Here is a 22,690-nt window from a genome sequence, read left to right on the forward strand (position 1 = left end):
AAGGTCAAATTTTGACTTTCAGGACAGCTCCTTTTTTATTGGAGTATGATTGTTTTTACCTGCCGCCCGATTCCGTCTGCCCCAAACCCACGAAAAAACCCAGGCTCAACATCAGCCTGGGTACTATACTCTCTCTTACAGCTCTATTTTCGCGATATCTTCCCAATAATGGCACAGAACGCGCATCCCTTTATCAAAATTCTCAAGATGGAAGTGCTCATTTGGTGCGTGGAAGTTTTCATTCGGCAGGCCGAATCCCATCAATACAATCGGCAGGTTAAACAACTGTTTAAATGTTGCGATGATCGGAATGGAACCGCCGCTTCTTATATAGGAAGTCTTCACATCGTACACTTTTTCATAAGCCTCGCCGGCTGCCTGAACATAAGGATGATCGATCGGCGTCAAGTAAGGATGGCCTTGATCAAAGCGAGACATTTCTACTTCAACTCCAGCTGGGAGATGCTTCGTGATATGCTGTTTGAGCTGTTCAACAATCTTATCAGGATCCTGATTCGGCACAAGGCGGCACGAAATTTTCGCATGGGCTTCTGACGGCAGTACTGTTTTCAAACCTCCGCCTTGATAGCCGCCATAGATCCCGTTCACCTCAAGAGTCGGACGGGTCCATGTGCGCTCAAGGTAAGAGTAGCCTTCTTCACCGTATAACTCATTCACACCTAATTCCTTCTTCACTTCCTCCTCATTAAACTGAAGGGAAGCAAACTCTTCCTTCTCCTTTTCGGTAACCGTCAAAACATCATCATAGAAACCATCCACCAAAATATGTCCGTCCTCACTATGGAAGGAGTCTACGATTTTAACGAGTGCATGAATCGGATTCTGAATCACCCCGCCATACAGTCCGGAGTGAACATCTCCGCTCGGTCCCTTCAAGTCGATCTGTAGGCCGCACAATCCTCTAAGTCCGTAAGTGATGGCCGGCTTTCCTTTTTCGATCATGCCTGTATCCGAAACCACGATCAGATCAGCAGCTAATAAGTCCTTATGTTCCTCCGCAAAAGCAGGCAGGTTGGGGCTTCCCATCTCTTCCTCGCCCTCAATACAGAACTTGAAGTTCAACGGCAGTGTACCTGTTGTTTCTAAAAAAGCTTCCAGTGCTTTAAAGTGCATAAAGGTCTGGCCTTTATCATCACTCGCCCCACGGGCATAGAGCTTTTCATCACGAATCTCAGCAGAAAAAGGCGGGCTGTTCCATAGTTCGACCGGGTCAACTGGCTGAACATCATAATGGCCATAGATGAGGGCAGTCGGCTTTCCTTCTGCTTTCAGCCATTCACCATACACGACCGGGTGGCCTTTTGTCTCATATACCTTTACATTATCCATGCCAAGCTGGCGTAAGGATTCTGCGGTCCATTCCGCTGCTTTTTCCATATCTCCCTTGTGCTCTGTCTGCGTCGAGATGCTGGGAATGGCGAGAAAATCTTTCAGCTGGCTCAAATGTGCATCTCTGTTGCTTGCAAGGTACTCTTCTACTTTTTCGTTCATGGTATGTACTTCCCTTCCTCTTCGAATTATTGGTTTTCTTCCAGCAATTTCACCAAATGCTTAGGCGCCGTCCGCTGATAGGCTTCAAGAATCAGGCTATGAATCTCTTTCCAGTTCACCCCGCCTGAATGGTAGATCGAGGTCCAGCCGTGCTGGCCGATGTAAGCAGGTCTGAAAAACCGCTCCTCTTGAAGAAGAATTTCCTGAGTTTCCGGCAGTGTTTTTATCGCCAATGAAGTGCCCTGTTCATTCTCTCCCATGATGACGAAGGGCTTGTTCTTCACACGGAACGATGTATGGCCAAAACCGTCGACATGCTCCGTTACTTCCGGAAAACCAATACAAATTCCCCGGACCTGCTGCAGCATCTGCTTGCCTGTCTCTGAAACGATTTCTTTATGGCTTGCCACCTCACTTTCCCTCCTTTAAAAGGTCCATTCCGAACGTTTCCTTCAGTCCTTTTTTCCCCTCTTCTGTTACCTTAACCGCCCGGTGCTGCGGAACTCGCTCAATCCATCCCCGCTCCAATAATTGTTCCAAAAGGGCATTGCCCAGCGCTCCTGCCAGATGATGGCGGCGCTCACTCCAATCCAGGCACCGATGGGAGAAGGACCGGCGTTTCTTGCTGATTGTTTCAAGGTCGACGCCCAATCCATTGAAAAAATGAACGCCTTCTTCCGTTACGATAAAATTCTCCTCATCTTCGTCCAAAAAACCTGCTTCCAACAATGCATCGGTCAGCTGAACTCCGACGCTGCCCGCCAGATGGTCATAGCACGTTCTCGCAAACCTCATCGCCTTGTCCTGTGAGGACTGTTTCAGTGATTTGATTTTGACAGGAGGGGCGATTAAAAGAAAGGACTCCATTACCTTCGCGACCTCTTCATTATAAATGCCATAATAGCGGTGCCGTCCTTGTTTTTCCTGTGCGATCACACCGGCCTCCTGCATTTTTGAGAGATGAAAGCTTGCTGTCTGCGGTTTGATGCCGGCCATGCAGGCCAGTTCGCTCGCCGTATGAAATCGGCCGTCCATCAATACCGTTAATATGGCCGCGCGTGAAGACTCGCTTACGATCGAAGCAATTTCAGCCACATTCGATTGTGCCATCAATCTCATCGCCTCCTTTTACATTCATACTTCGATGAACATCGAAGAATTCCTGCTTTATACTGAATCCGAATCCAATATAAAGGAGCATACAAATGAAGACTCTGCCAAACACCTCAAGCATCACACCGAAAATTTTATACTACGGAACACCTGTCGTTCTGCTGACCACATTAAATGAGGATCGCACGGTCAACATCAGCCCCATATCGTCCTCCTGGGCACTCGGCAACTGTATCCTATTAGGCATTGGACTCGGTGGAAAAGCCATAGAGAACCTGGAGAGAACACCGGAATGTGTGCTGAATATTCCGGACGCCTCGCTTTGGGAACAAGTTGAAAGACTTGCTCCTTATACAGGAAAAGATCCGGTTCCACCATACAAACAAGAGCTTGGCTTCACCTACAAAAAAGATAAGTTTGCCGAAGCAGGTTTCACTTCCACTTCATCTATTTCAGTCCAGCCTGAAAGAATCACAGAATGCCCTCTGCAGATTGAAGCCGAAGTAAAGCAGATCCGGATTCCCGAGTACTCACCGTTCTTTGCGATTGTGGAGACCCAGGCTGTCAGCGTTCATGCCCACACCGGCATCATCAAGGGGGAAAATCACATCGATCCTGCTAAATGGAATCCTTTAATCTATAATTTCCGCCATTACTTCAGTCTGGGAGAAGAGCTCGGAAAAACATACCGTTCGGAGACGTAAACTACCGCAGATTCAATAGAGCCCCTGAAAGGAGGAGCTTTTGAAGGACCAAACACAACCCCCATCCGCCGATCCCGAGTACAATCGACAGAAAAAAAGGCATGGAATGCTTAAGGGAAAAAGCGACAACAAAAATCAAGACGATGGTGCTCGGCAGCCCGTACAGAACACCATATAAAAACTGGCTCAGGTGATCGGTCCGCTCTCCTTGTGTATAGAGCCAAAACAGACTTAACAGGCTGACCAGCGGAAGAGCCGCGATAATTCCTCCATAACGAGGGGAATGTTTGGCAAGGGCGGTAATCATACCGATCACCAGCGCCGAAATTGTAATTTTAACGACTGTATACATGCTTTGCCTCCGTCCTTAGCTTCTCAAACGCGTCCAAAATCTCTTGTTGCTCTTTTTTGCTCAAACGGCCCAGAACGTTCTGCAGTTTTTCTTCGTCCAGTTCGGTGTTCCGTTTGAGTACTTCCTCTCCTAACCCGGTCAGCTTCACATATACCGCTCTCTTATCCGTCGCTGATCGTTCTTTTTGAGCATAGCCTTTATCGATCAGCCGCTTCACATGCTCGGATGCGGAATGATGCGTAATCTGCAGGACATCTGCCAAAAAGGCAACCGTGGCATCCTTATTCTTTTTCACCGCCTGCATGCATCTCACATTTTGGTGGGTCAACCGTTCTTCGTGTTTGTAATGCAATAAATAGTACAGATCGGTCCATATCTCATTTATGAATTGAACATTCATCCTCTTCACCTCTTTTTATATCGTACAATACGATACATATTTTATCAAGAAGGAGGCGCACATTAAACGCCTCCTTCTTTTATATTGCTGCCACTTTTTTCGTTTCTTTTTTAACCGCCTTGTTCAGCGGCCCCGTTACTTTTGTAAAACAGTAGATTCCGAGCATTCCGGACAAGAGATAGGATAATGCCATGCCCCAGGAAGGAACGAAGGAACCGATCGTGATTCCCGCAGCTCCCAGGATTTTTGCCATCTGAAAGGTTAAGCCATGCACAGCCATATAGGAACTCCGTGCATCGTCATTTACGATATCAGCCATCATGGACTGTTTGACCGGAACGTACATGAGCTCTCCCATTGTTGCGATAAAGATGGAAACGAGCAGCAATCCCGCTGAATTGCTGTAGCCCAGTACCGCATAGCCTGCAGCATACATCCAGAAGCCAGTATAGATGACTTTCTGGTCCGAATACCGGCTCATCCAGCGTGTGACAAGAACCGTTCCTGCAACAACAAGCACCGTATTGAACGTCCGGATCCAGCTGATCATCCGCAGACCGTCAAGATGGTAGGAAAACAGATCGCCGAATGTTACAAGCCGGGACGTGAACTCTTCCTCAAGACGTACGGAAATATAATTCCCTGTTTGAAATTCAATACTCACGATCAGTGTGGATGCTAAACAGAACCATAAAAACATTTTATCTTTCATGACCGTTTTGTAGTTGCCTGCCATATCCTTGAACACATTCACTTTTTGCGGAACAGCCGTCTGGGTGTAGGATTCTTTCATCACATAAGCCACCAGATAAAGCGTGAAGATGCTGACAAGAGTTATGGCAATGAACAGCTCAAACCGGTGAGACTTAAACAGGAATCCTCCGACAATGGAACCGAGCGCAATCGACAGGTTCACGGCCCAATAGTTGATGCTGTACATGAACTTCCGGTTTTCCTTCATACTGACGTCGATCAGCATCGCCTCAGCTGCCGGATTCATCAGCCCCGAGCTGATGCTTTGTATGAGCATCATGAACGAAGTGAGCCAAGCTGAATCGTACCACGGGGAATTGGCTGCTGTCATGAACACGAACGCCACGACCGTAATCAGCTGGCCAACGACCATCACCTTTTTCCGCCCGACCCGGTCCGACACATAGCCTCCGTAAAATCCGACCAGGATGGATACGAACACGTTGATCAGCAGGATGATTCCCGCAAGCGCCTGCCCGAGCTTGGCAGACAAGTAGATCGCCATAAACGGAAAAATCATCGTTCCGACCACACGTGTCATAAATGATGTAATAATCCTTATCTTTATATTAGGATGCAAATCCCGAAACATAACTTCTCCCTCCTTTTACCATTTCTTCTATCTGCTGTTTATTTTCCTCTAGTAAAAGGGGAAGAAAAAGTGTAAAATTCAGAAAAGAATTTCACCTTTTATGGAGGAAACCCGCATGGAAATCCTTGATTACTACATCACCCTGCATCTGCAGCATCCCGAAAAGATCGATGAAACCCCGGCAGAAGTGACCGTCAGCCAGCTGGAAACCTTATTCTACTGTACAAAACGAAACGTCAACCTTCTCTTAAAACGGATGGGCGAGGAAAAATGGCTCACGTGGATTCCTGGAAAAGGCCGCGGCAACCGTTCAAAGGTCCTTTTTCATTACAGCCTGGAAGAAGCGGTTGAGGCTCACTTTGCAAAACTGCTGGCGAAGAACCAAATTACAGAAGCCGCAGAATTTCTGAACCAGCCGCTTCTGCCTGAACACTTGGCGAAAAAGCTTCAAGCCCGAATTCAGGACAACTTCGGCCTTCAGGTTAAACAGACTATCTCAAGCTCAGTCGACCTGCTGAAGATTCCGATGAGACGCCCGCTTGCCGCCCTTGATCCCGCTCATTCCTATACAGCAGCAGAAGCACATTTTGTACGGCAGATCTTTGATACGCTCGTGAACTACAACTCAGTGACCGGGAAGTTCGAGCCGCACCTTGCCCACCATTGGGACGTCAATCCTGATAAAACGGAATGGACCTTTTATTTACGGAAAAGCGTGCGGTTTCATCACGGCAGGATCCTTACTGCCCAGGATGTAAAATATACGCTGGACCGGCTGCAGGATCCTTCGGTGCAATCACCTTACCGCCACCTGTTTTCCGAGATCCAATCCATCCAAACATTCAATGATTACGCAGTGAGGATTATTCTAAAACGGCCGAATGTGTTCTTTTTGCATTACCTCAGCTCCTACCACGCGCCGATTGTGCCGCATGATGTTCCGATCATTACGGGCAAAGAACTCATCGGGACCGGGCCGTTCAAAGTGATACAGTATAGCGATAAGGTGTTTATTCTGGAAGCATTTGATGAGCACTTCAACGGACGGGCACTGCTCGACCGAGTGGAGCTGTGGTTCGTGGAACTGAACGCTGACCGGATTGTCCACTATGAGCTGCCTGGCAGTGAGGCGACAGAAAACCGCCACATGAAGGTGAACAACAACGGCTCTCACTATTTAGTCTTTAATTTTCAAAAGGAAGGCCCTCACCATGATCTCTACTTCCGTCTAGCGGTCGATGAGCTCATCGACCGGAACCGAATGATCGCCGAGCTTGGCGGACGGCGGAACAGCCCGGCCAGCAGCCTTTGGCCCGAGCGCAGCCAGCTCTCATCGTATCCATCAACATCATTGGATCGCGCCATTGCATTGTTAAGCAAAAGCTCCTATCAGGGAGAGGTCCTTACCTTTAAGTATTTGGATTATACGAGCGAGGGATTGAGGGAAGCGGAATGGCTGCAGAAAAGATTCTCGGAAGCAGGTATTTCTGTGGAGCTGTCGCCTTATTCTCTGCTGGATCAGCAGCCCCTTGACGCAGAGATCCTCTCCAAAGGCGAAGTGCTTGAGAGGGATACCCAATACGGCTTCCTTTCCTTTATAAAAAGTGAAAGAAGCATGCGCACCCTGCTGTCTGAAGAACAAATTAAGATATTGGATGAATACTTAGCCCGGTTCACGGGGGAAGAAAGCTATGAGAAACGGGATCTGATCCTGGAGGAAATCGAAAAATATTTGGAGGACGAAAAGATCCTCCTCCACATGTACCATATCGCCAAAGAGTGGAACTATCCTGTACTGCTGAAGGGTGTTCGGCTGAATGACTTTGGGTGGGCCGATTTTCGGAAGCTGTGGGTGAAGCCAGAGGTCAAAAGCACTAAATAGCAAAAAACCACGGATTATCCGTGGTTTTTGTATTTATAATATATCGTCAAACCTAGAAATAGTGGGAGCTAGCTCTTTTTGTATTAGGCCATCAAGTAAAGGTGAAGGCTGGTCCTGATAGTAAACCTTTACTTCTTGTTGAGCCCTCGTCAGCATCACATACAAAAGTTTTGCATGAAGTGAATCTTGTGGAAAACTTTCTTTATTGATGTTAACCAATATTACTGCATCGAATTCCATACCTTTGCTATGATAGGAAGTTAGGATCGAAATGGGCTGTTGTGCTGCCTCTTCGTGGGGGTTTAAATAAACTACATCACTCTTAAACTCATTCTTTAAGTATTTTGCCAGCTTAATCGCTCGCTGCTCATCTTTATGAATAATGGCTACTCTTTTATATTTTTGTTTCCAGTCTTCAACTGTTTGAACAATGTCCTCTAGTAATTGCCCGCCAGAATCAACCTTATGATAGACTAGCTCTGCACCTTTTCTATTTAGTGGAGTAATGGGCTCATGCTTCTCTCCAAACTGATTAGATAGTACAATGTTTGCTGCTTCCACTATCTCTTTTGTTGAACGGTAGCTTGTTTTAAGTTTTAAAAGCATATCATCGTCATTATTAAAAAACGAAGAAACTAGCTTATACCAGTCATTCTGTCCGTAATCCATATAGATGCCTTGATCTATATCCCCTAGTATAGTCATAGTTTTGGTTAATTTTTTAATAACCGCAAAATGCATATAACTTAAATCTTGTGCTTCATCGATAATTATATGAGAAAACTTTTCAGGCACCTCCTCTAAAATAATATACAGGTAGAGCAGGGGAGCAAGATCGAAATAAGTAATATCTGTTAATTTATAATTTGAAAAGATCTCAGGGACGACATCGGCATTACCCAGTTCTTCCTTAAAAGAATTTAGAACATTTCCATTTAAACTTTGTTTATATAAGGTGAGTAAATCTGCTACTTCTGTCCTTTTTTTCCAGGCTGTAATTTTTTCTTTAAATTCAACCTCCATTCTATTAGTCTTGTTTTTTAATACTTTCTCAAGCTGTTTCAAAAGATGGTTTCTTTCCTCCAAGGATAACCCATCATTCCTTAAAAAGCCTCGGATAGAATCAAGTTTCGCTTTTTCTTCGTTTTTCTTTTCATCTAATTTACTCTTAAAATGATTTTCAATATGCTGTATAAACTTCTCTACTCTTTTCATAAAAGGTAGGTAGGCATAGCCATCATATATTTTTTGCTGATCCTGTATTTCTAAATATTCTTGAAGTATGGATATATTTTTAAATTTTTGTGGAAATTGAGAGATTAACTGGTCTATATATAAATCAAGGAAAAGTGCATAATCCTCCGAGCCCTTATATTCTATTTGCTTTTTTTCCAAGTCAGAGGTTATTTGGTTTTTAAATAGGATATTTTCAAAATAATATTTTTGAGGCGAATTTATATTCCTCACATATGGATTTAAATACTTTAAAAACTGGTCCTGAACTGTAGCTTGCTGTATCCCTGAAAGATCAAGTTCAGGCAGCAAATCTTTAAAAGATTGAATAAATAATTTTGTAGGTCCTAATATTAAAACATTGTCAGGCTGTATATGATCATTATTAAACAATAGATAAGACAGCCTATGCAACGCTATAGAAGACTTACCTGAGCCAGCTACGCCTTGAATAACTACATTCTTTTCAATGGGTTGCCGAATCGCTTCATTTTGTTCTTTTTGGATCGTTGCAATAATTTCTTTTAAATATCCAGTTGTCTCACTGTTTTCTAAAATTTCTCGCAAGAAATCATCGGTAACCTCGAGTGTTTCTCCTTTATTAGTAAAAGTTGCATTGTTCTTGCTATCTGTATTTGCCAGTTGCTGCGTAATTCTTGTGATTTTCCCATTTTCTATTTTAATATCTCTTTTTCGCACGACTTCCACAAAGTTTTTTTGTTCCCTTCCGTCTTTAAACTTGATTTTAAAACTTTGTCTGGGTTTTCCTGACGTGAAGTTATAGAAAATACTAGTAACTGGACGCCGCCAGTCAACCACAATTTGTTCTTCATTTTTATTATTAATTCCTTTTTTTCCAATATATATGGTTTCTCTTTCACCTTCTTCTACGTAATCAACTCGCCCAAAAAAAGGCTCCTCTATCGCTTCCTCCAATATTTCTTTGTCCTTAATTCCTTTAAGGTAGGAAATATCATCACCCAATAACGATTCGCCTTGTTTCATTAAGTTTGACTTACGCTTAATTAAGTCTGTAACATAGTATGTCTGGTTCTTAATCTTTTCTATTGTTTCATCCAAATTAGCTTGTTCAATAGCAAACTCTTTTTTGTCCACAGCCTTTTCCCCCAAGTACAATTTAGTATTTAATTCATATTTCACAGTGGTAATATTTACCTAGGTAAATTATATCAATAAATTTTTATTATTTCTATCAAAAAATTGAAAAAATTCAAATAAGCCCCATTCACTTATAATGAATGGAGCTTATATAAGTTTACTACTATTTTTTTCGTTCTCATTATTATCGGATTTCCATGTTATCTTTTACAATATCTGTATTTATTTCTTAATACGTAATTCGCCTCTGCCGTTCTCACATAGACCTGCCCACTCTAATATGCAGGCAACCGGGGTAATACGGCGAAAAACAGATTTCCCTAACTGCTTTTTATAGACTTTGTATGCAATTCGTCCTTCTACAGAATCAACGTGAAGGCCAGACTCACCGAGTTTACAGGTCATTGCATCTCCTTTTATTGCACGCCCGTTCTTTTCTTCCAGCAGAGAAACAGTCTCCGTAAAAACCTCCCACGGCAAAATAGGGAGATTTATGCAAATTGGAAACGTATATTCCTTCTTCGTTGCACTTTGCGTTAAATGTTCTGTTTCCTTTTAACAAGGGGATCTCTATCGGCTTTTCTGTGTGGTTAAACGCCTGTTTAATTTTTTGAATAACCTCTTGTTTGTCCATCTTAATTATCCTTTTGACTATATCTTTACGAACAATTTGATGCGGATGTCTTCAGGTGAAGAAATTTCGGCAAGCGGGAATTCCTGGCCGGTTGCACTCAGCAGGCCCCAGTATCTTTTTTTGTATTTGTCTAATGGTGTACTCGTCCATTTTCCGTTTTCTTCTTTTATATTGAACTCGTTTTCCAAATAAAAAGGATTATGATATAGCCAGTGATCCGAAATGGAAGGAAGACGGTTCCAGTAAGTAAAATCATAACTGTACTCATTAAGTGATATGATAGGATATCCAATTTCAGGCTGAAGCTCAACTTCAATGCCATATAAGGTCCCTTCTCGCACTTCATCCAATTGCGGCAAAGGAGAGTCTGTTTCTTTTTGATAAAGCTTAATAAAATTGGTAGTAAGCCAGCCCTCTGGATAAGCATCCGACTTCCAGCGCAAAAACCTCGGCGTCAAACTGACAAACCCTTCTTCCTTCCCCACCCTATCCAGTTCAGCAAACAATAGGTCCAAATTTTTATAAGTTTCCTGCAAAACCTGAACGGCATTCGTAATATTTTCCCCTTTTGTTTTAAGCGTTGAAGACATAGTGCTCTTCCTCCTTTATTGTTTGGGTGTTCCAACTCCAGCTCACCGTGTTATTGAGTGATTCCGGCGAAAACTGATAATGTTCATCTGACACTTCTTGCGCCAATAATCTTTGGGAGAAGCCCGTAAAGCGTTCAAATCCTTTTTTCCGTAAAAGCTCCTGCAGGTCTTGAACGATTTGCTTCCTCCCCAAATCAAGATCGCCAAACGGCAGCTCATTAAGCGTCTCCAGCACATCTTCCCACGATAAAAAACCAAGGTGAACACCCGGTTCAATAATAGAGCGACTCCGAATGGCCTCTTGCACACTCTTCATCGTGACGAACGGTGCCAGAAAAATAAGGTAAGCCGTTTTTCCTTCGCTGATTTCAGCCAGCATTCTCGCATAACGGGCAAGCTGGTTTCTGCTTTCTTTGTAATCAATCTGCAAATCCACGGCATCTCCATCATCCTCAGACGACAACCCGCTCAAGTATTTTACTTCGATCCCTGCAAAGGTCCCGCCTAGCTGGAGCCGAAGATCAATTTCTCCCTCGTGATGTTTTGGCCAGAACTCAAACACCGCGTCAAAACCTCTCTCTTTTTCAATAAGGTTGCTCCACTGCACATGTTCATCGTCCTGTTCAAATATTGCCTTTTTCAGGATATGACCCAGAGCGGCTTCAAACGGCAAATAGCGGATGGTGCCAAAGAAATTACCTGTCAATAAATCTTCCAAACGGTCAGATAAATTGCTTCCGGTCGTCGATAATTTGTTATGTATATCAGCTAACAAAACGAACCCTCCTTTCCCTTTAATGTAGCAAACTTTTTCCGTCTTTTATAGAATTATTTTCCAAATCAAAAAGACCAACCTGCTAAGCAGATTGGTCTAATTTTTCTTATATATATTTTAATTCTCCACAGAAACCGAGGATACATCGCTTTTTCGACGCTGCTTATTTATCAACGGATAGATGATAAAGCCGGCAAGGAACAAGCCGATTCCGAGGCCAAACGTCTTAAGATCAGCTGTCCCCGTTTTGATCACCCATACGGAGTAAATAAGTGCTAATACCGCAATGATGACATCCTTGACTCGCGAGCCTTTTGATCCTTCATTGGCTTTCCCTTTTAAGGTGAGCTTCAGGAAAAAGGCTGCTGAAACAAGGTAAGGAATCAGATAAGCAAGCGTTGCTGCTGTCGTCAGGAATGTATACGCCTGACTGATGGTTCCTGAAATCGTAGAGAAAATTAAGATCTGTGACATCACATTTGTAACAGTAAGAGATCTGGTTGGACTTCCTTTTTTGTTCACTTTTGCAAAATACGCAGGAAAAGTTCCCGATTTTGCCGCTTGATAAGGAACCTCTGCGCTTAAAAGAATCCAGCCTATCGTTGCCCCAAATAAGGAAACGAGTGCGAGAATAGCCATTACATTTGCACCTGCACTGCCGATTATGGCAGAAAGAGCATCAACGAAAGGTTTATCAGAGGCTTTTAAGACTTCCGGAGGCAAGATTCCCATCGTCAGAAGCGTAATGGCCATGTAAATCACAAGAGCAACAATCAGTCCGAAGATCGTAGCGCGGCTCACATCCCGCTGTGATTTCGCACGTCCTGATAAGATTACAGCTGATTCAATACCGATGAACGCCCATAGCGTAGAAATGGCTGCCATTTGCACCTGGCTGAACAGTCCATGTGACGTCCCGCCTTCATCAACGACAGGTGTATAGAACTCACCGAAATTGGATGACTGGAATGCAAAAAGTGCTGCCACAATAAAGAGTGCAAAACCGGCCACTTTTGATGCTGTTGCAACAAAATTCAATTTTCCAGCTCTGTTCATGCTGCTCACCAAAATAAAGTGAATTCCCCACAGCAAAACCGTACAAACTCCAAACGTAATGATTTTACCGAGTTGAATATCCTGTGATCCTATAGAAAAAACAACATGCTGTGCTTTCATAATGGGTAAGAACGTAGACAGGTAACCAGCAAAGCTTGTGACCATCGCCACGTTGCTGATCCAGTTGGCTATCCAATAGCCCCATACCATGCTGAAGCTGGCCAAGTTTCCATTTTTCTCTGATTTAAACATCGCGCGTGCATAGCTTTGCGGTCCAGCAGTTAAGTCCGGACGGCGGATGGACAGCTTACTGAAGATCAGCGCAATCATCATGACACCAAAGCCCGTGACAAGCCAGGCAACGGTTACTCCAAGCGGGCTGGCTGTTTGAGCCAATGAACTTGGAAGCATGAATATGCCTGAGCCAACCATATTTCCGATAACGAAGGCGGCTAAAAGCCAGAACCCCCATTTTTTTGTTGTATTCGTAGGTGTATTCATCTAAGCAATTCCCCTTTAAATATAAAAAAACGCATGGTGAGTCACCACCACGTTTAAATGTTTTATTACTTTACCATGCTAATATATCAGATAGATAAAGAAAATGTCAATCCGGCAAACTATTTTACCCGATTGGTATATTTTACCTCGATTTACTGATTGCAAAAAGTCCTCATTCTTATTTACTAAAAAATCTTTAAAAGGTAAGATATACCTAAAATTAACAGGATGTGAAATGCAGATGGAGATCACTGTGCATTTCTGGTTTAACCTCTCACTGCTCATTGTTTTGCTCTTTTTTTGCCTGCTGGGGACTGGAAGATTTCATGCACAGCAGCGGTACCGAATGATGTTCTATGCTTATTTCATTGTGTCCTTGGTGATTTGTTATCTGTTTTCATATAAACTCAGCAGCAGTATGTATCTGGATCTGCGCAATATACCAGTCATCATCGCTGGATTTTATACAGGGTATGCTCCACTCTTTTGTTTGATCGCTGTTCTTTTAAGAGCCTTTTACGGATTCGACAGCGGGTTTTTCCTAAATATTGTGCTCTATGCAGTGCTCGGAATATCCCTATGGCGCCTCTCACCGTGGTTCCTTAAGCTTTCTTCTAACCGCCGCGTCGGTTTGGCCAGTCTCTTTACGCTGCTGATCAGCTTTTTAACCATGATATTTACCCAGATGATGTTCTCTTCCAAGGAGCTGCTTGATGTTTGGTTTGCCTATATGGTTATTCCTCCATTAGGTGCCGGAATGATTGTTTATTTTATGGAGCTCATTGATAAAAACCTGGTGCTGCAGGAACATATCGTAAGAACCAAAAGACTGGAAGCCGTAGAACAGATGGGGGCTGCCATTTCTCATGAAATCCGCAATCCGCTGACCACTGCCATAGGCTTTGTTCAATTGCTGCAGGAAAATGATGCCCCTCAGGAAAAACAAACGGAATATTTGACCCTTATTAAAAGTGAGCTGGAATCTGCTGAACGAGTGATACAGGATTATCTGACGTTCTCAAAACCATCGCTAGTAACCTTAAGTGATATCTTCCTTCACGAGGAACTTCATCACGTCCTTAAAATTCTTCAGCCGCTCGCTAACCAATATTCAGTAGAAATCACAGAAAAACTTGAACCCGTATCTTCCATTCATGGAGACCGCCAAAAGATTCGCCAGTGCTTTTTAAATATCGTAAAAAATGCCATTGAGTCGATGCCAAACGGTGGAGTACTGACCATAGAATCAACGGCTTCTCCCATAAATGCCATCGTCAAAATTGAAGATTCAGGAGTAGGCATGACAAAACAGCAGATCGACCGCCTTGGTGAACCTTATTATTCTACAAAAGGATCAAAAGGCACAGGCCTCGGAATGATGGTCGTCTACAGCATTGTTCGCGCGCTGCGGGGAACCATCAAGGTCCAGAGCAAGGTAGGGAAAGGAACCGTATTCTTACTTACCTTTCCCATTAAGCCCGAATCCTCACAGCCCCTCAACCCATAATTTTGAAAGCAAAAACTCCCCGCTATGAGGGAGTTTTTTCCCAATAAGAAGGGGTGATAAGCGCCAGAAAAGCAGATGGGAAAAAGCTTGCATATACTCTTCTGCTTTTCTGATGGCGCTTCAATCACCCCCTACCAAAAATCAACAACATGGACCAACAGAGCTTATATTAAAAAACCCGCCATTTCAGTGGCGAGTCTCGATAAATTGAAAATAGTTTCCTTTCCCTCCGATGGTGATGAACGAGTGGGTAAGCATAGCCCCGCCTTCCTTCTTGCGGACACCGTCCAGGAGGATGCCGTCCGTGATGCCCGCCGCGACAAAGAAACAGCTGTCACTTTTCACAAGATCATCCATTCTTAGGATTTTACCCGGATCGCTCAATCCCATCGTCACACAGCGATTAAACTCTTCATCATTTTGGCAGACCAGCTGTGCCTGAAAATCACCGCCCAGGCTTCGCAAAGCCGCAGCCGCTATTACTCCCTCTGGCGCTCCGCCTGTTCCCACGAGCAGATCAACGTCAATCTCATCGATTCCTGTAGCTATGGCTCCTGTCACATCTCCATCGGAAAACAGCTTCACTTTTGCTCCGGCTTCAAACACTTGCTGAATAAGATCATGATGGCGGGTTCGGTCTTGGATCATGACCGTAACCTCACTCACATCTTTACCCAATGCATCAGCAACAGCCAAAATATTCTCCGTCAAAGGGGCCTCAATGTAAATTTGCCCCTTCGCTTTTGGTCCCACCGCAATTTTCCTCATATACATATCAGGCGCGTGCAGCAAATGGCCGCGTTCAGCAACAGCAATAACGGTTAAGGAATTGTCCTGTCCCTTAGACATAAGGGTCGTGCCTTCCACCGGATCGACCGCAATGTCCACAGCAGGGCCAACTCCTGTACCAACCTTTTCTCCGATATACAGCATAGGGGCCTCATCCAGTTCTCCCTCACCGATAACGATTGTTCCATCCATCCCGATCGTGTTCATCCGGGTGCGCATCGCTTCAGTACCTGCCCCGTCAGCTTCGTTTTTCTTCCCCTTGCCGACCCACGGGTAAGAAGCAATAGCTGCCTGCTGGGCAACTGCTAGAAAATCCAGCGCCAGCGTCTGAATGTCTTCTTTTTTATCCAAGCTCATATTCATGTACGATCCCTCCCCTTCTGATTTTGGACATAGAAAAAGAGAGGGCCGCCTTCCTGGTTGTTTTCAGTTCAGCGGCCCTCCGGCATATAGCTATTACACGGTTTGTACAGATGTGATGACGCTTTCAAAGGCGGATAAGATAAGGTAGGAAGAAGTGGCGCCCGGATCCTGGTTGCCGAGTGACCGCTCTCCCAGCCGGCTGGACCGCCCTTTTTTAGAAAGAAGATTTTTCGTCGATTCCATGCCTTCTTTTGCCGAAGCAACCGCTTTCGTGAATGCGCCAGTAAAGTCCACGGATTTTTCGTACTCCAGCTTCAGCGTATCCTGAGCCGGCTGAAGAGTATCAACCATCGTTTTATCGCCGACTTCCGCCTGTCCTCTTTCTTTAATTCCTTCAATAAAAGCAGTCCAGAAGCTGTATAGGTCCTCCCCTGAAAGTTCGGTCTTGCCTTGAACTTCCTTACCGCCTCTCAAAAATCCTGTCGCATAAAGAGGGCCGACCGTTGAACCGACCGCGCTTAAAAACGTACGGCCTGCTGTGATGCTGATCTTTCCGCAATCTTCTTCGTCATGCAGTTCACCCTGGAGCTTTTCCTGAACAGCCTGCCAGCCGATCGACATCGTGACACCATGGTCTCCGTCGCCCAATTTGCGGTCAAGCTCGGATAAGTAATCTTTATTTTCCTCGACTATATCCACAACACTCTGTAAAAAGGCTTTCAATTCTTTCGCTGTAAATGACATGTGGTCTCCTCCTTATCGTTGAACATACATCGGGCAATCTGCCGGTGCATCCACAAATTCTGTAAGTTCATCATCAAGCTTGATCAGTGTGACCGAACAGCCGCCCATCTCTAGTGACGTACTGTAATCGCCTACAAAAGAACGGTGGATCTGAATCCCTTTTTCATTTAAAATCTGTTCCACTCTGCGGAAAACGATATAGAGTTCCATCTTGGTGGTTGAACCTAAGCCGTTTACAAGAACAGCTACTTTTTCCCCTTCACCTAATGGCATATCGGCTAGAATATCGTGAACCAATCGGTCTGCTACCTGATCAGCCGGCTGCAGATCGCCTTTTTCTACTCCTGGCTCACCATGGTGTCCGAGGCCGATTTCCATCTCATTTTCTTCAAGCTCAAAACTAGGCTTTCCAGTCTGAGGAAGAGAACAAGGAGAAAGTCCGACACCCATCGTACGGGTTTGATCGTTTGCTTTATTGGCGACTCTGACGACATCCTCTAAGCTGTAGCCTTTTTCAGAAGCCGCACCGGCCACCTTTGTTACGAAAAATTCTCCAGCAATCCCTCTTCGTTTTTCCTTTTCCTCTTTCGGAGCGGATGCGACGTCATCGGTGACGATGACTTTGCCGACCTGAATGTCAGCCTCCAATTCTGCCAGTTCAGCCGCCATCCCAAAGTTCATCAGATCTCCGGCATAGTTGCCGTATACATAAATGACTCCTGCCCCTTTATCAATAGCCTTCGTCGCTTCCAGAATCGGATCCGGTGGTGGTGAAGCAAAAATGTTTCCTACCGCTACCCCGTCTGCCATTCCTGGTCCGACATAACCCATAAAAGCAGGTTCATGCCCAGATCCTCCGCCGATTAATACGCCGACTTTGCCATCTGCTGTTTCCCGGGCCGTTACGATCGAGCGGCTGTTTTCTGACAGCACTCTGACATGCTGTGGGTGGGCTTTTGCGTAACCTTCAATCATTTCTTCTACAACATGATTCGGATTATTTATAAGTTTTTTCATGATGAACAGCATCCCCTTTCAGAAATTCTAGTTCTTTATCTGTGATCTGCTGTACTTTTCTTCCGGAATTTCCTCCTGAGAAATGAGATTCGAGATAGGTTTTAACCACCTGTTTGGCGAGCTCAATCCCGATAACCTTCGATCCCATCGTCAGCACCTGAGCATTGTTGCTTTTCTGGGCACGTTCTGCAGAATACGTATCATGGCAGAGGGCTGCGCGGATGCCTGGCACTTTTCCTGCTGCGATCGCCACTCCGATTCCTGTTCCGCAGCACAGGATTCCTCTGTCCAGTTTGTTTTGAATGATTCCTTCTCCTACCTCAAACGCCACTTCCGGATAATCGACCTCAGAACACGAATGGCAGCCGTAATCTACTACCTCGTGGCCCAGCTCTTGTATATAGCTTTTAAGACTTTCTTTCATATCAAAGGCATTATGGTCAGAACCCAATCCTATCCTCATTATACAACTCCCTTTCTCTCTATTTTAGTCTTATAACGAAATTTTCTAATTATTGTTTTCTTTCGTTTATTTTTTCATTTATTTCGTTTTATGTCAATTGTTTATTGTTATTTATTTTCATTTATTTTCGTTTTGTGTTTTGGGGTAAAAAGAAGAACGCCTCGCAACAGACGTTCTTTTCATCTTTTTAAATTCCAAACTCTCTTATGCCTTTTGTGCTGTTTTAAATTCCTCTATTGAGATCCGTTCTGCTTCTTCCGCTTCCTTTTTGGAAAGAGTTACAAATTTCATTAGAACAGCACTCACAAGATACAAGCCTGTGTAGATCCAAATAATGCCTACCGTATCTACCATTCCAATGAAAGCCCCTACGATTGCCGGGCCGACGAATGTACTCAGTCCTGCTCCAAGGTTAAGAATAGACATCGCTGCACCCCTGTTTTCTGGAGCTAGCGAAGGAATTAGTGCTGATAAGGGTACGAATCCTGCAAGACATGCGCCATAGCAGGCAGCTACTGCTGTTGCCACAAAGTAATTAGGACCGGCCGCGAGCGGTACATAATAGAAGGCTGCTGTAAAAATAGCGCAGCCTACGCCGCCGAACCACATGACCGTGTTCCGCCACCCCAGCTTGTCACCAACAATGCCGAAAATAAGGTTAAAGATGATGTTGCTCGTCCAGAGAGAGCCGTAGATTTGCAGCCACTCCGATCGAGTAAACCCAAGATCCATCATGAACGCCGGCATGAAGACTACAAAACCGTAGGCAGCGGATGTGTTAATCGTCCGTACGATTCCACCCATGCCGATTTTCGGATTTTCAAATGCGATGGTCACGCCTTTTAATAGATATCTCAAAGCGTCGCCTTTATTTTCAAATTTCTTTTTGTGTTCTTTGTCTTTGTTCAGAAAAATTGCAACAGTCGCTCCCAATAGTACGAAAACAAGTGCGCTCCATAACGTTTTCATTTCACCCAGCACCGGCAGTGCAAAGCTTGAATAGTACGCGCCAAGTACGTTTAATCCGCCGCTGAAAGCAAACCAGAACCAGCCTACTGCTGTTCCAAGCTTGTCAGCCGGGGCATAATAAGTCACCCATACGAGGAAAGAATAGGCGAAAAGCGGATATCCCAGTCCCCGTAAAGCATAGGTTGGGAGCATAATAGCAAGATTCATGCTCGTAATTCCGAACGTCAGGAAAACTACCGAACCAGCTATAAACAGCGTCATCCCCAGCATCATCGCTTTCCTCGGTCCGAGCACTTCGGCCAGGACACCTGACAGCCACGCTGCTATCGCAACAGCAAAGCCATAAACACTAAAAATAAGAGCGGATTCCTGCATCGTTAGGCCATGGTCTGTTAAATAAGAAGAAAGCCAGCCTAACTCAAGGCCATCACCCATCATAAAAATCAAAACCCCGAAATAACCGAGAGCCATTTTCCGATCCATTCCGATTCTGTCCAAAAGACGATCCACTTGTATTCCTCCTTTGCCTGATGGTTTTTAATAAGAAGGCTGCCAGCTTCCAACCAGCAGCCATTGTTTTTATAGATTCGGATCAAGCACAACTTTCAAGGACTCTGCCCCGTTTTTCACAAGCTGGAAGCCCTTTTCGAATTCTTCCAGCGGCAGTGTATGCGTCACGACACCGTCTGTCGGAAGGTCGCCGTTGGAGATTCCTTTAATCACATGCTCGTAGCAGTATGGACCGAGGTGGGAACCAAGCACATCCAGTTCTTTGCGATCGCTGATGATGCTCCAGTCTACCGTTACCGGCTCCTTAAATACGCTGAATTCCACGAAACGTCCAAGCTTGCGGATCATGGTCAGTCCTTGCTCCACCGACTTCTGTGCGCCTGTTGCTTCAATATAAATGTCACAGCCATAACCGTCCGTTAATTCTTTGACAATGGCATTCACGTCATCCTTTGCCGGGTTGAGCACCATGTCAGCTCCGAATTTTTTGGCAAGCTCTAAACGCTCTTCAAAAAGGTCAAGCACGATTAGTTTTCCAGGTCCAGATTTCTTGATGGCACCAATCATCCCAAGACCGAGTGTTCCCGCACCTGCAAGAACAACCACATCTCCAAGCTGAATCTGCGCACGCTGTACAGCATGGAAAGAACATGCATATGGCTCGATCAAGATAGCTTTTTCAATCGGAAGGTTCTCAGGCACTTTATAATTGATGGCTTCCTTCGTAAACTTCATGTATTCTGCCATGGCACCGTTTACATTATTCTGAAATCCGTAGAGATCATGCTTTTCACACATCCAGTATTGTCCGCGATTACAAAATCGGCAATCCCAGCAAGGAACGATCTGTTCTGAAATCACACGTTCGCCCAGCTCAAACCCGGTTACCCCTTCACCCAGACCTACTACATGACCGATAAATTCATGGCCAGGAATCATTGGAGCTTTAATATAAGCAGGCTGCTTTTCATCTCCCCAGAAGCTTGGTGCACCGTCAAACGCTTTTAAATCTCCGGCACAAATTCCGCACGCTTCCACTTTTACAAGAATCTCACCTTCTCCAATCTCAGGAACAGGAACCGTTTCAAACCGGTAATCTCCTGGCGCATATGCTACAACCGCCTTCATGGTCTTCGGAATACTCACATTCTTCGTCTCTTGTTCAGCAACCGTCTTCATGCTCATCAATATCTCTCCCTTTGTATGATAGTTATAGAGAACGCTTTCATTTTCTTAAAAAATAACTGACTTTCCTCCTTTTTATTTTTATATTCTTTCTTTTTTTATCGTTTATTTTCGTAATTGCGAGGTATTGGGTTCATTATAGTACCATTATGTTTGAATAGTCAATTAATTTTTGGTTTTTTTATATTTTATTTTCATTTTATTTTGTTTTATTATTGATTTACAATGTTTATGAAAGATGGTGTAATAGAATAATAAAAGTAAAACAACCAAAACGATAAACATAACTAATCGATTTGTAGGTGATTTTATTGGGAAAAATGTTTGTGCCAGAACGACGCAAAGCCATACTTGATAGATTGAATGAAAGCCAGAGAGTCTCCATCAAAGAACTTGCTCAAGAGATTCAAGTATCTGAAGCCACCCTCCGGACAGACCTAACACGCATGGAAGAAGAGGGACTGCTGAAACGAACCCATGGCGGAGCTGTCTTGGCAGAGTCAAATGACAATGAAACGAGCTTTTCCATCCGTGAAAAGAAAAACAAAACCGAAAAGTCAGTGATTGCCAAAGAGGCCGCCGCATTGATCGAGAACGGACAGTGCATCATGCTCGATGCCAGCTCCACCGCCCTCGAACTTGCCCGTGTCTTGAAGGAAAAGCAAATCAGGCTCACTGTTGTTACCAGCGGAATCAACACCGCTCTCGAGCTGAATGAACATCCGGACATTACCGTCATTTTATTGGGCGGCATCGTAAAACGAGGATCACACTCCCTAGAAGGTACACTCGGGGTCAACATTCTAAGCCAGATTAATATTGATCTGCTGTTTACCTCTGCCAACGGGTTCTCCATTAAATCCGGACTTACCGATTTCAGCGTCTATGAAGTCGAGCTGAAAAAAGCGATGGTAAAGGCAAGCAAGAAAGTAGTAGCCTTGCTCGATCACTCCAAATTTCACAAAAACTCCATCGCATCCTTCGCCGCTCTCGATGACCTTGACATCATCATTACGGACAGCAGTGAAGCAGAAAGCGATAAATCCGCTCTCGAGCAGCATGGTGTTGAATTGATAACGGTGGAAACGGAATAAAGAAAAGCAGCCTGACACAATTATGTCGGCTGCTTATTTTATTACCAAATGGTATAACCTCCATCGACAATAAAGGTCGATCCTGTTGCAAAGGTGGAAGCGTCCGATGCCAAATAGATCGCTAACCCGCCAAGTTCATGCGGTTCTCCCAGCCTCTTCATCGGTACAAGATCAAGCACATGCGCGAGTTCCCCTCCCGGCGCAAAGATTGGCTTCGTCATCTCCGTTTTCATATAGCCTGGCGCGATGGCGTTCACCCGGATGTTATAGGGTGCCCACTCGGAGGCAAGACACTTTGTCATCATGGCTACTGCCGCTTTTGAAGCATTGTACGTGCACTGCGCTTCTGTGTTGGCGATAAAACTCGACATGGAAGCAACATTAATAACCGAGCCTCCTCCATTTTCTTTCATAACCTTTCCCGCATATTTGGAAAGCAGAAAGACACCATTCACGTTCACGTCCATTGTTTTCTTCCAATCTTCTAAACTCTGTTCTTCCACCGTGATCTTCTGGCAGATTCCCGCGTTGTTAACAAGAATATCGATGGCACCGAAATCGCTTACAATTTCGTTGATACAGCTTTTCACTTCATCCTCTAGGGTCACATCCAGTTTAAGACCTAGCGTTTTTACCTGATGAGCTTTGAGTTCTTCAGCACTCTGCTTTGCCGTGCCCTCGTCCATATCGGCGATCACTACGTTCGCGCCTGCCTGCGCGAGCGCTTCAGCCATCGCTTTCCCCAATCCTCTTCCTCCGCCTGTAACAAGAGCTGTCTTCCCTTTTAAACTAAAAAGCTGCTGATAGTCCATACATATCCTCCCTAAACTAAA

At 44.6% G+C, this 22,690-nt stretch carries 22 protein-coding genes; 4 read left to right on the forward strand and 18 right to left on the reverse strand.

Going from position 1 to position 22,690, the window contains the following annotated elements; all coding sequences use genetic code 11:
• Positions 1-135: 135 nt before the first annotated feature.
• The 3 genes from M1K46_RS02505 to M1K46_RS02515 are packed head-to-tail and all read right to left on the reverse strand — an operon-like array spanning position 136 to position 2,625.
• Positions 136-1,512, reverse strand: a complete 1,377-nt coding sequence (locus tag M1K46_RS02505) for a dipeptidase (RefSeq protein ID WP_256224743.1) — start codon at positions 1,510-1,512, stop codon at positions 136-138.
• A 26-nt stretch (positions 1,513-1,538) separates the two neighbouring features.
• Positions 1,539-1,922, reverse strand: coding sequence for an MmcQ/YjbR family DNA-binding protein (locus tag M1K46_RS02510; RefSeq protein ID WP_309144554.1), 384 nt, complete (start codon positions 1,920-1,922; stop codon positions 1,539-1,541).
• A 1-nt stretch (position 1,923) separates the two neighbouring features.
• Positions 1,924-2,625, reverse strand: coding sequence for an ArsR/SmtB family transcription factor (locus tag M1K46_RS02515; RefSeq protein ID WP_256224744.1), 702 nt, complete (start codon positions 2,623-2,625; stop codon positions 1,924-1,926).
• Between the two features lie 92 nt (positions 2,626-2,717).
• On the opposite strand from M1K46_RS02515, the gene M1K46_RS02520 reads away from it, so the two are divergent.
• Positions 2,718-3,329, forward strand: a complete 612-nt coding sequence (locus tag M1K46_RS02520) for a flavin reductase family protein (RefSeq protein ID WP_256224745.1) — start codon at positions 2,718-2,720, stop codon at positions 3,327-3,329.
• A 1-nt stretch (position 3,330) separates the two neighbouring features.
• On the opposite strand, the gene M1K46_RS02525 is transcribed toward M1K46_RS02520, so the two are convergent.
• The 3 genes from M1K46_RS02525 to M1K46_RS02535 form a co-directional block, all read right to left on the reverse strand.
• Positions 3,331-3,681 carry a DUF3147 family protein gene (locus M1K46_RS02525; protein WP_053356850.1) on the reverse strand — a complete coding sequence of 117 codons (351 nt, stop codon included), beginning with the start codon at positions 3,679-3,681 and terminating at the stop codon, positions 3,331-3,333.
• The gene (locus M1K46_RS02530; RefSeq protein ID WP_082316118.1) at positions 3,665-4,081 is read right to left on the reverse strand and encodes a MarR family winged helix-turn-helix transcriptional regulator; all 417 of its coding nucleotides are present in this window, start codon (positions 4,079-4,081) and stop codon (positions 3,665-3,667) included. Before M1K46_RS02530 ends, M1K46_RS02525 begins: the two co-directional genes overlap by 17 nt.
• 79 nt (positions 4,082-4,160) lie before the next feature.
• The gene (locus M1K46_RS02535) at positions 4,161-5,426 is read right to left on the reverse strand and encodes an MDR family MFS transporter (RefSeq protein WP_256224746.1); all 1,266 of its coding nucleotides are present in this window, start codon (positions 5,424-5,426) and stop codon (positions 4,161-4,163) included.
• A gap of 115 nt (positions 5,427-5,541) precedes the next feature.
• Between M1K46_RS02535 and M1K46_RS02540 the strand changes: the two genes are divergently transcribed.
• Positions 5,542-7,308: an ABC transporter substrate-binding protein gene (locus M1K46_RS02540; RefSeq protein ID WP_256224747.1), complete on the forward strand. Its 1,767-nt coding sequence runs from the start codon at positions 5,542-5,544 to the stop codon at positions 7,306-7,308.
• A 33-nt stretch (positions 7,309-7,341) separates the two neighbouring features.
• Here the strand turns inward: M1K46_RS02540 and M1K46_RS02545 are convergent, their stop codons facing one another.
• The 5 genes from M1K46_RS02545 to M1K46_RS02565 form a co-directional block, all read right to left on the reverse strand.
• The gene (locus M1K46_RS02545) at positions 7,342-9,657 is read right to left on the reverse strand and encodes a HelD family protein (RefSeq protein WP_256224748.1); all 2,316 of its coding nucleotides are present in this window, start codon (positions 9,655-9,657) and stop codon (positions 7,342-7,344) included.
• 225 nt (positions 9,658-9,882) lie between these two features.
• The gene (locus tag M1K46_RS02550; protein ID WP_256224750.1) at positions 9,883-10,065 is read right to left on the reverse strand and encodes a hypothetical protein; all 183 of its coding nucleotides are present in this window, start codon (positions 10,063-10,065) and stop codon (positions 9,883-9,885) included.
• 246 nt (positions 10,066-10,311) lie between these two features.
• Positions 10,312-10,884: a hypothetical protein gene (locus tag M1K46_RS02555; protein ID WP_256224751.1), complete on the reverse strand. Its 573-nt coding sequence runs from the start codon at positions 10,882-10,884 to the stop codon at positions 10,312-10,314.
• Complete coding sequence (locus M1K46_RS02560) at positions 10,868-11,659, reverse strand: PD-(D/E)XK nuclease family protein (protein ID WP_256224752.1); 792 nt, start codon at positions 11,657-11,659, stop codon at positions 10,868-10,870. The genes M1K46_RS02555 and M1K46_RS02560 overlap by 17 nt, the downstream gene beginning before the upstream one ends.
• Before the next feature lie 117 nt (positions 11,660-11,776).
• Positions 11,777-13,216 (reverse strand): amino acid permease, encoded by a 1,440-nt coding sequence (locus M1K46_RS02565; RefSeq protein WP_256224753.1) that lies wholly within the window; start codon positions 13,214-13,216, stop codon positions 11,777-11,779.
• A 241-nt stretch (positions 13,217-13,457) separates the two neighbouring features.
• On the opposite strand from M1K46_RS02565, the gene M1K46_RS02570 reads away from it, so the two are divergent.
• A complete protein-coding gene (locus M1K46_RS02570) occupies positions 13,458-14,723 on the forward strand; it encodes an ATP-binding protein (RefSeq protein WP_256224754.1) in 1,266 nt (421 codons plus the stop codon).
• A 186-nt stretch (positions 14,724-14,909) separates the two neighbouring features.
• Here M1K46_RS02570 and glpX read toward each other — a convergent pair whose 3' ends face one another.
• The 6 genes from glpX to M1K46_RS02600 form a co-directional block, all read right to left on the reverse strand.
• A complete protein-coding gene (glpX, locus tag M1K46_RS02575) occupies positions 14,910-15,875 on the reverse strand; it encodes a class II fructose-bisphosphatase (RefSeq protein WP_375162167.1) in 966 nt (321 codons plus the stop codon).
• Between the two features lie 93 nt (positions 15,876-15,968).
• A complete protein-coding gene (dhaL, locus tag M1K46_RS02580; protein WP_256224755.1) occupies positions 15,969-16,619 on the reverse strand; it encodes a dihydroxyacetone kinase subunit DhaL in 651 nt (216 codons plus the stop codon).
• A gap of 12 nt (positions 16,620-16,631) precedes the next feature.
• Positions 16,632-17,636, reverse strand: a complete 1,005-nt coding sequence (locus M1K46_RS02585) for a dihydroxyacetone kinase subunit DhaK (RefSeq protein ID WP_256224756.1) — start codon at positions 17,634-17,636, stop codon at positions 16,632-16,634.
• Positions 17,617-18,099: a ribose 5-phosphate isomerase B gene (rpiB, locus tag M1K46_RS02590; protein ID WP_091002641.1), complete on the reverse strand. Its 483-nt coding sequence runs from the start codon at positions 18,097-18,099 to the stop codon at positions 17,617-17,619. Before rpiB ends, M1K46_RS02585 begins: the two co-directional genes overlap by 20 nt.
• Positions 18,100-18,303: 204 nt before the next feature.
• Positions 18,304-19,551: an MFS transporter gene (locus tag M1K46_RS02595; protein WP_256224985.1), complete on the reverse strand. Its 1,248-nt coding sequence runs from the start codon at positions 19,549-19,551 to the stop codon at positions 18,304-18,306.
• A 96-nt stretch (positions 19,552-19,647) separates the two neighbouring features.
• Positions 19,648-20,757 (reverse strand): MDR/zinc-dependent alcohol dehydrogenase-like family protein, encoded by a 1,110-nt coding sequence (locus M1K46_RS02600; RefSeq protein ID WP_062238007.1) that lies wholly within the window; start codon positions 20,755-20,757, stop codon positions 19,648-19,650.
• A gap of 326 nt (positions 20,758-21,083) precedes the next feature.
• On the opposite strand from M1K46_RS02600, the gene M1K46_RS02605 reads away from it, so the two are divergent.
• Complete coding sequence (locus M1K46_RS02605) at positions 21,084-21,857, forward strand: DeoR/GlpR family DNA-binding transcription regulator (protein ID WP_175501837.1); 774 nt, start codon at positions 21,084-21,086, stop codon at positions 21,855-21,857.
• A 41-nt stretch (positions 21,858-21,898) separates the two neighbouring features.
• Here M1K46_RS02605 and M1K46_RS02610 read toward each other — a convergent pair whose 3' ends face one another.
• The gene (locus M1K46_RS02610; protein ID WP_256224758.1) at positions 21,899-22,669 is read right to left on the reverse strand and encodes an SDR family NAD(P)-dependent oxidoreductase; all 771 of its coding nucleotides are present in this window, start codon (positions 22,667-22,669) and stop codon (positions 21,899-21,901) included.
• Positions 22,670-22,690 lie beyond the last annotated feature (21 nt).

The organism is Fictibacillus sp. WQ 8-8, assembly GCF_024494405.1.
Taxonomy (GTDB): Bacteria; Bacillota; Bacilli; order Bacillales; family Fictibacillaceae; genus Fictibacillus_C; species Fictibacillus_C marinisediminis.

What these genes read in the sequence shown, in the direction of transcription:
- M1K46_RS02505 (WP_256224743.1), bottom strand. Translation starts at nt 1,512, where the DNA reads ATGAACGAAAAAGTAGAAGAGTACCTTGCAAGCAACAGAGATGCACAT.
- M1K46_RS02520 (WP_256224745.1), top strand. Translation starts at nt 2,718, where the DNA reads ATGAAGACTCTGCCAAACACCTCAAGCATCACACCGAAAATTTTATAC.
- M1K46_RS02525 (WP_053356850.1), bottom strand. Translation starts at nt 3,681, where the DNA reads ATGTATACAGTCGTTAAAATTACAATTTCGGCGCTGGTGATCGGTATG.
- M1K46_RS02530 (WP_082316118.1), bottom strand. Translation starts at nt 4,081, where the DNA reads ATGAATGTTCAATTCATAAATGAGATATGGACCGATCTGTACTATTTA.
- M1K46_RS02535 (WP_256224746.1), bottom strand. Translation starts at nt 5,426, where the DNA reads ATGTTTCGGGATTTGCATCCTAATATAAAGATAAGGATTATTACATCA.
- M1K46_RS02540 (WP_256224747.1), top strand. Translation starts at nt 5,542, where the DNA reads ATGGAAATCCTTGATTACTACATCACCCTGCATCTGCAGCATCCCGAA.
- M1K46_RS02550 (WP_256224750.1), bottom strand. Translation starts at nt 10,065, where the DNA reads ATGACCTGTAAACTCGGTGAGTCTGGCCTTCACGTTGATTCTGTAGAA.
- M1K46_RS02555 (WP_256224751.1), bottom strand. Translation starts at nt 10,884, where the DNA reads ATGTCTTCAACGCTTAAAACAAAAGGGGAAAATATTACGAATGCCGTT.
- M1K46_RS02565 (WP_256224753.1), bottom strand. Translation starts at nt 13,216, where the DNA reads ATGAATACACCTACGAATACAACAAAAAAATGGGGGTTCTGGCTTTTA.
- M1K46_RS02570 (WP_256224754.1), top strand. Translation starts at nt 13,458, where the DNA reads ATGGAGATCACTGTGCATTTCTGGTTTAACCTCTCACTGCTCATTGTT.
- glpX (WP_375162167.1), bottom strand. Translation starts at nt 15,875, where the DNA reads ATGAATATGAGCTTGGATAAAAAAGAAGACATTCAGACGCTGGCGCTG.
- dhaL (WP_256224755.1), bottom strand. Translation starts at nt 16,619, where the DNA reads ATGTCATTTACAGCGAAAGAATTGAAAGCCTTTTTACAGAGTGTTGTG.
- M1K46_RS02585 (WP_256224756.1), bottom strand. Translation starts at nt 17,636, where the DNA reads ATGAAAAAACTTATAAATAATCCGAATCATGTTGTAGAAGAAATGATT.
- rpiB (WP_091002641.1), bottom strand. Translation starts at nt 18,099, where the DNA reads ATGAGGATAGGATTGGGTTCTGACCATAATGCCTTTGATATGAAAGAA.
- M1K46_RS02595 (WP_256224985.1), bottom strand. Translation starts at nt 19,551, where the DNA reads ATGGATCGGAAAATGGCTCTCGGTTATTTCGGGGTTTTGATTTTTATG.
- M1K46_RS02600 (WP_062238007.1), bottom strand. Translation starts at nt 20,757, where the DNA reads ATGAAGACGGTTGCTGAACAAGAGACGAAGAATGTGAGTATTCCGAAG.
- M1K46_RS02605 (WP_175501837.1), top strand. Translation starts at nt 21,084, where the DNA reads ATGTTTGTGCCAGAACGACGCAAAGCCATACTTGATAGATTGAATGAA.
- M1K46_RS02610 (WP_256224758.1), bottom strand. Translation starts at nt 22,669, where the DNA reads ATGGACTATCAGCAGCTTTTTAGTTTAAAAGGGAAGACAGCTCTTGTT.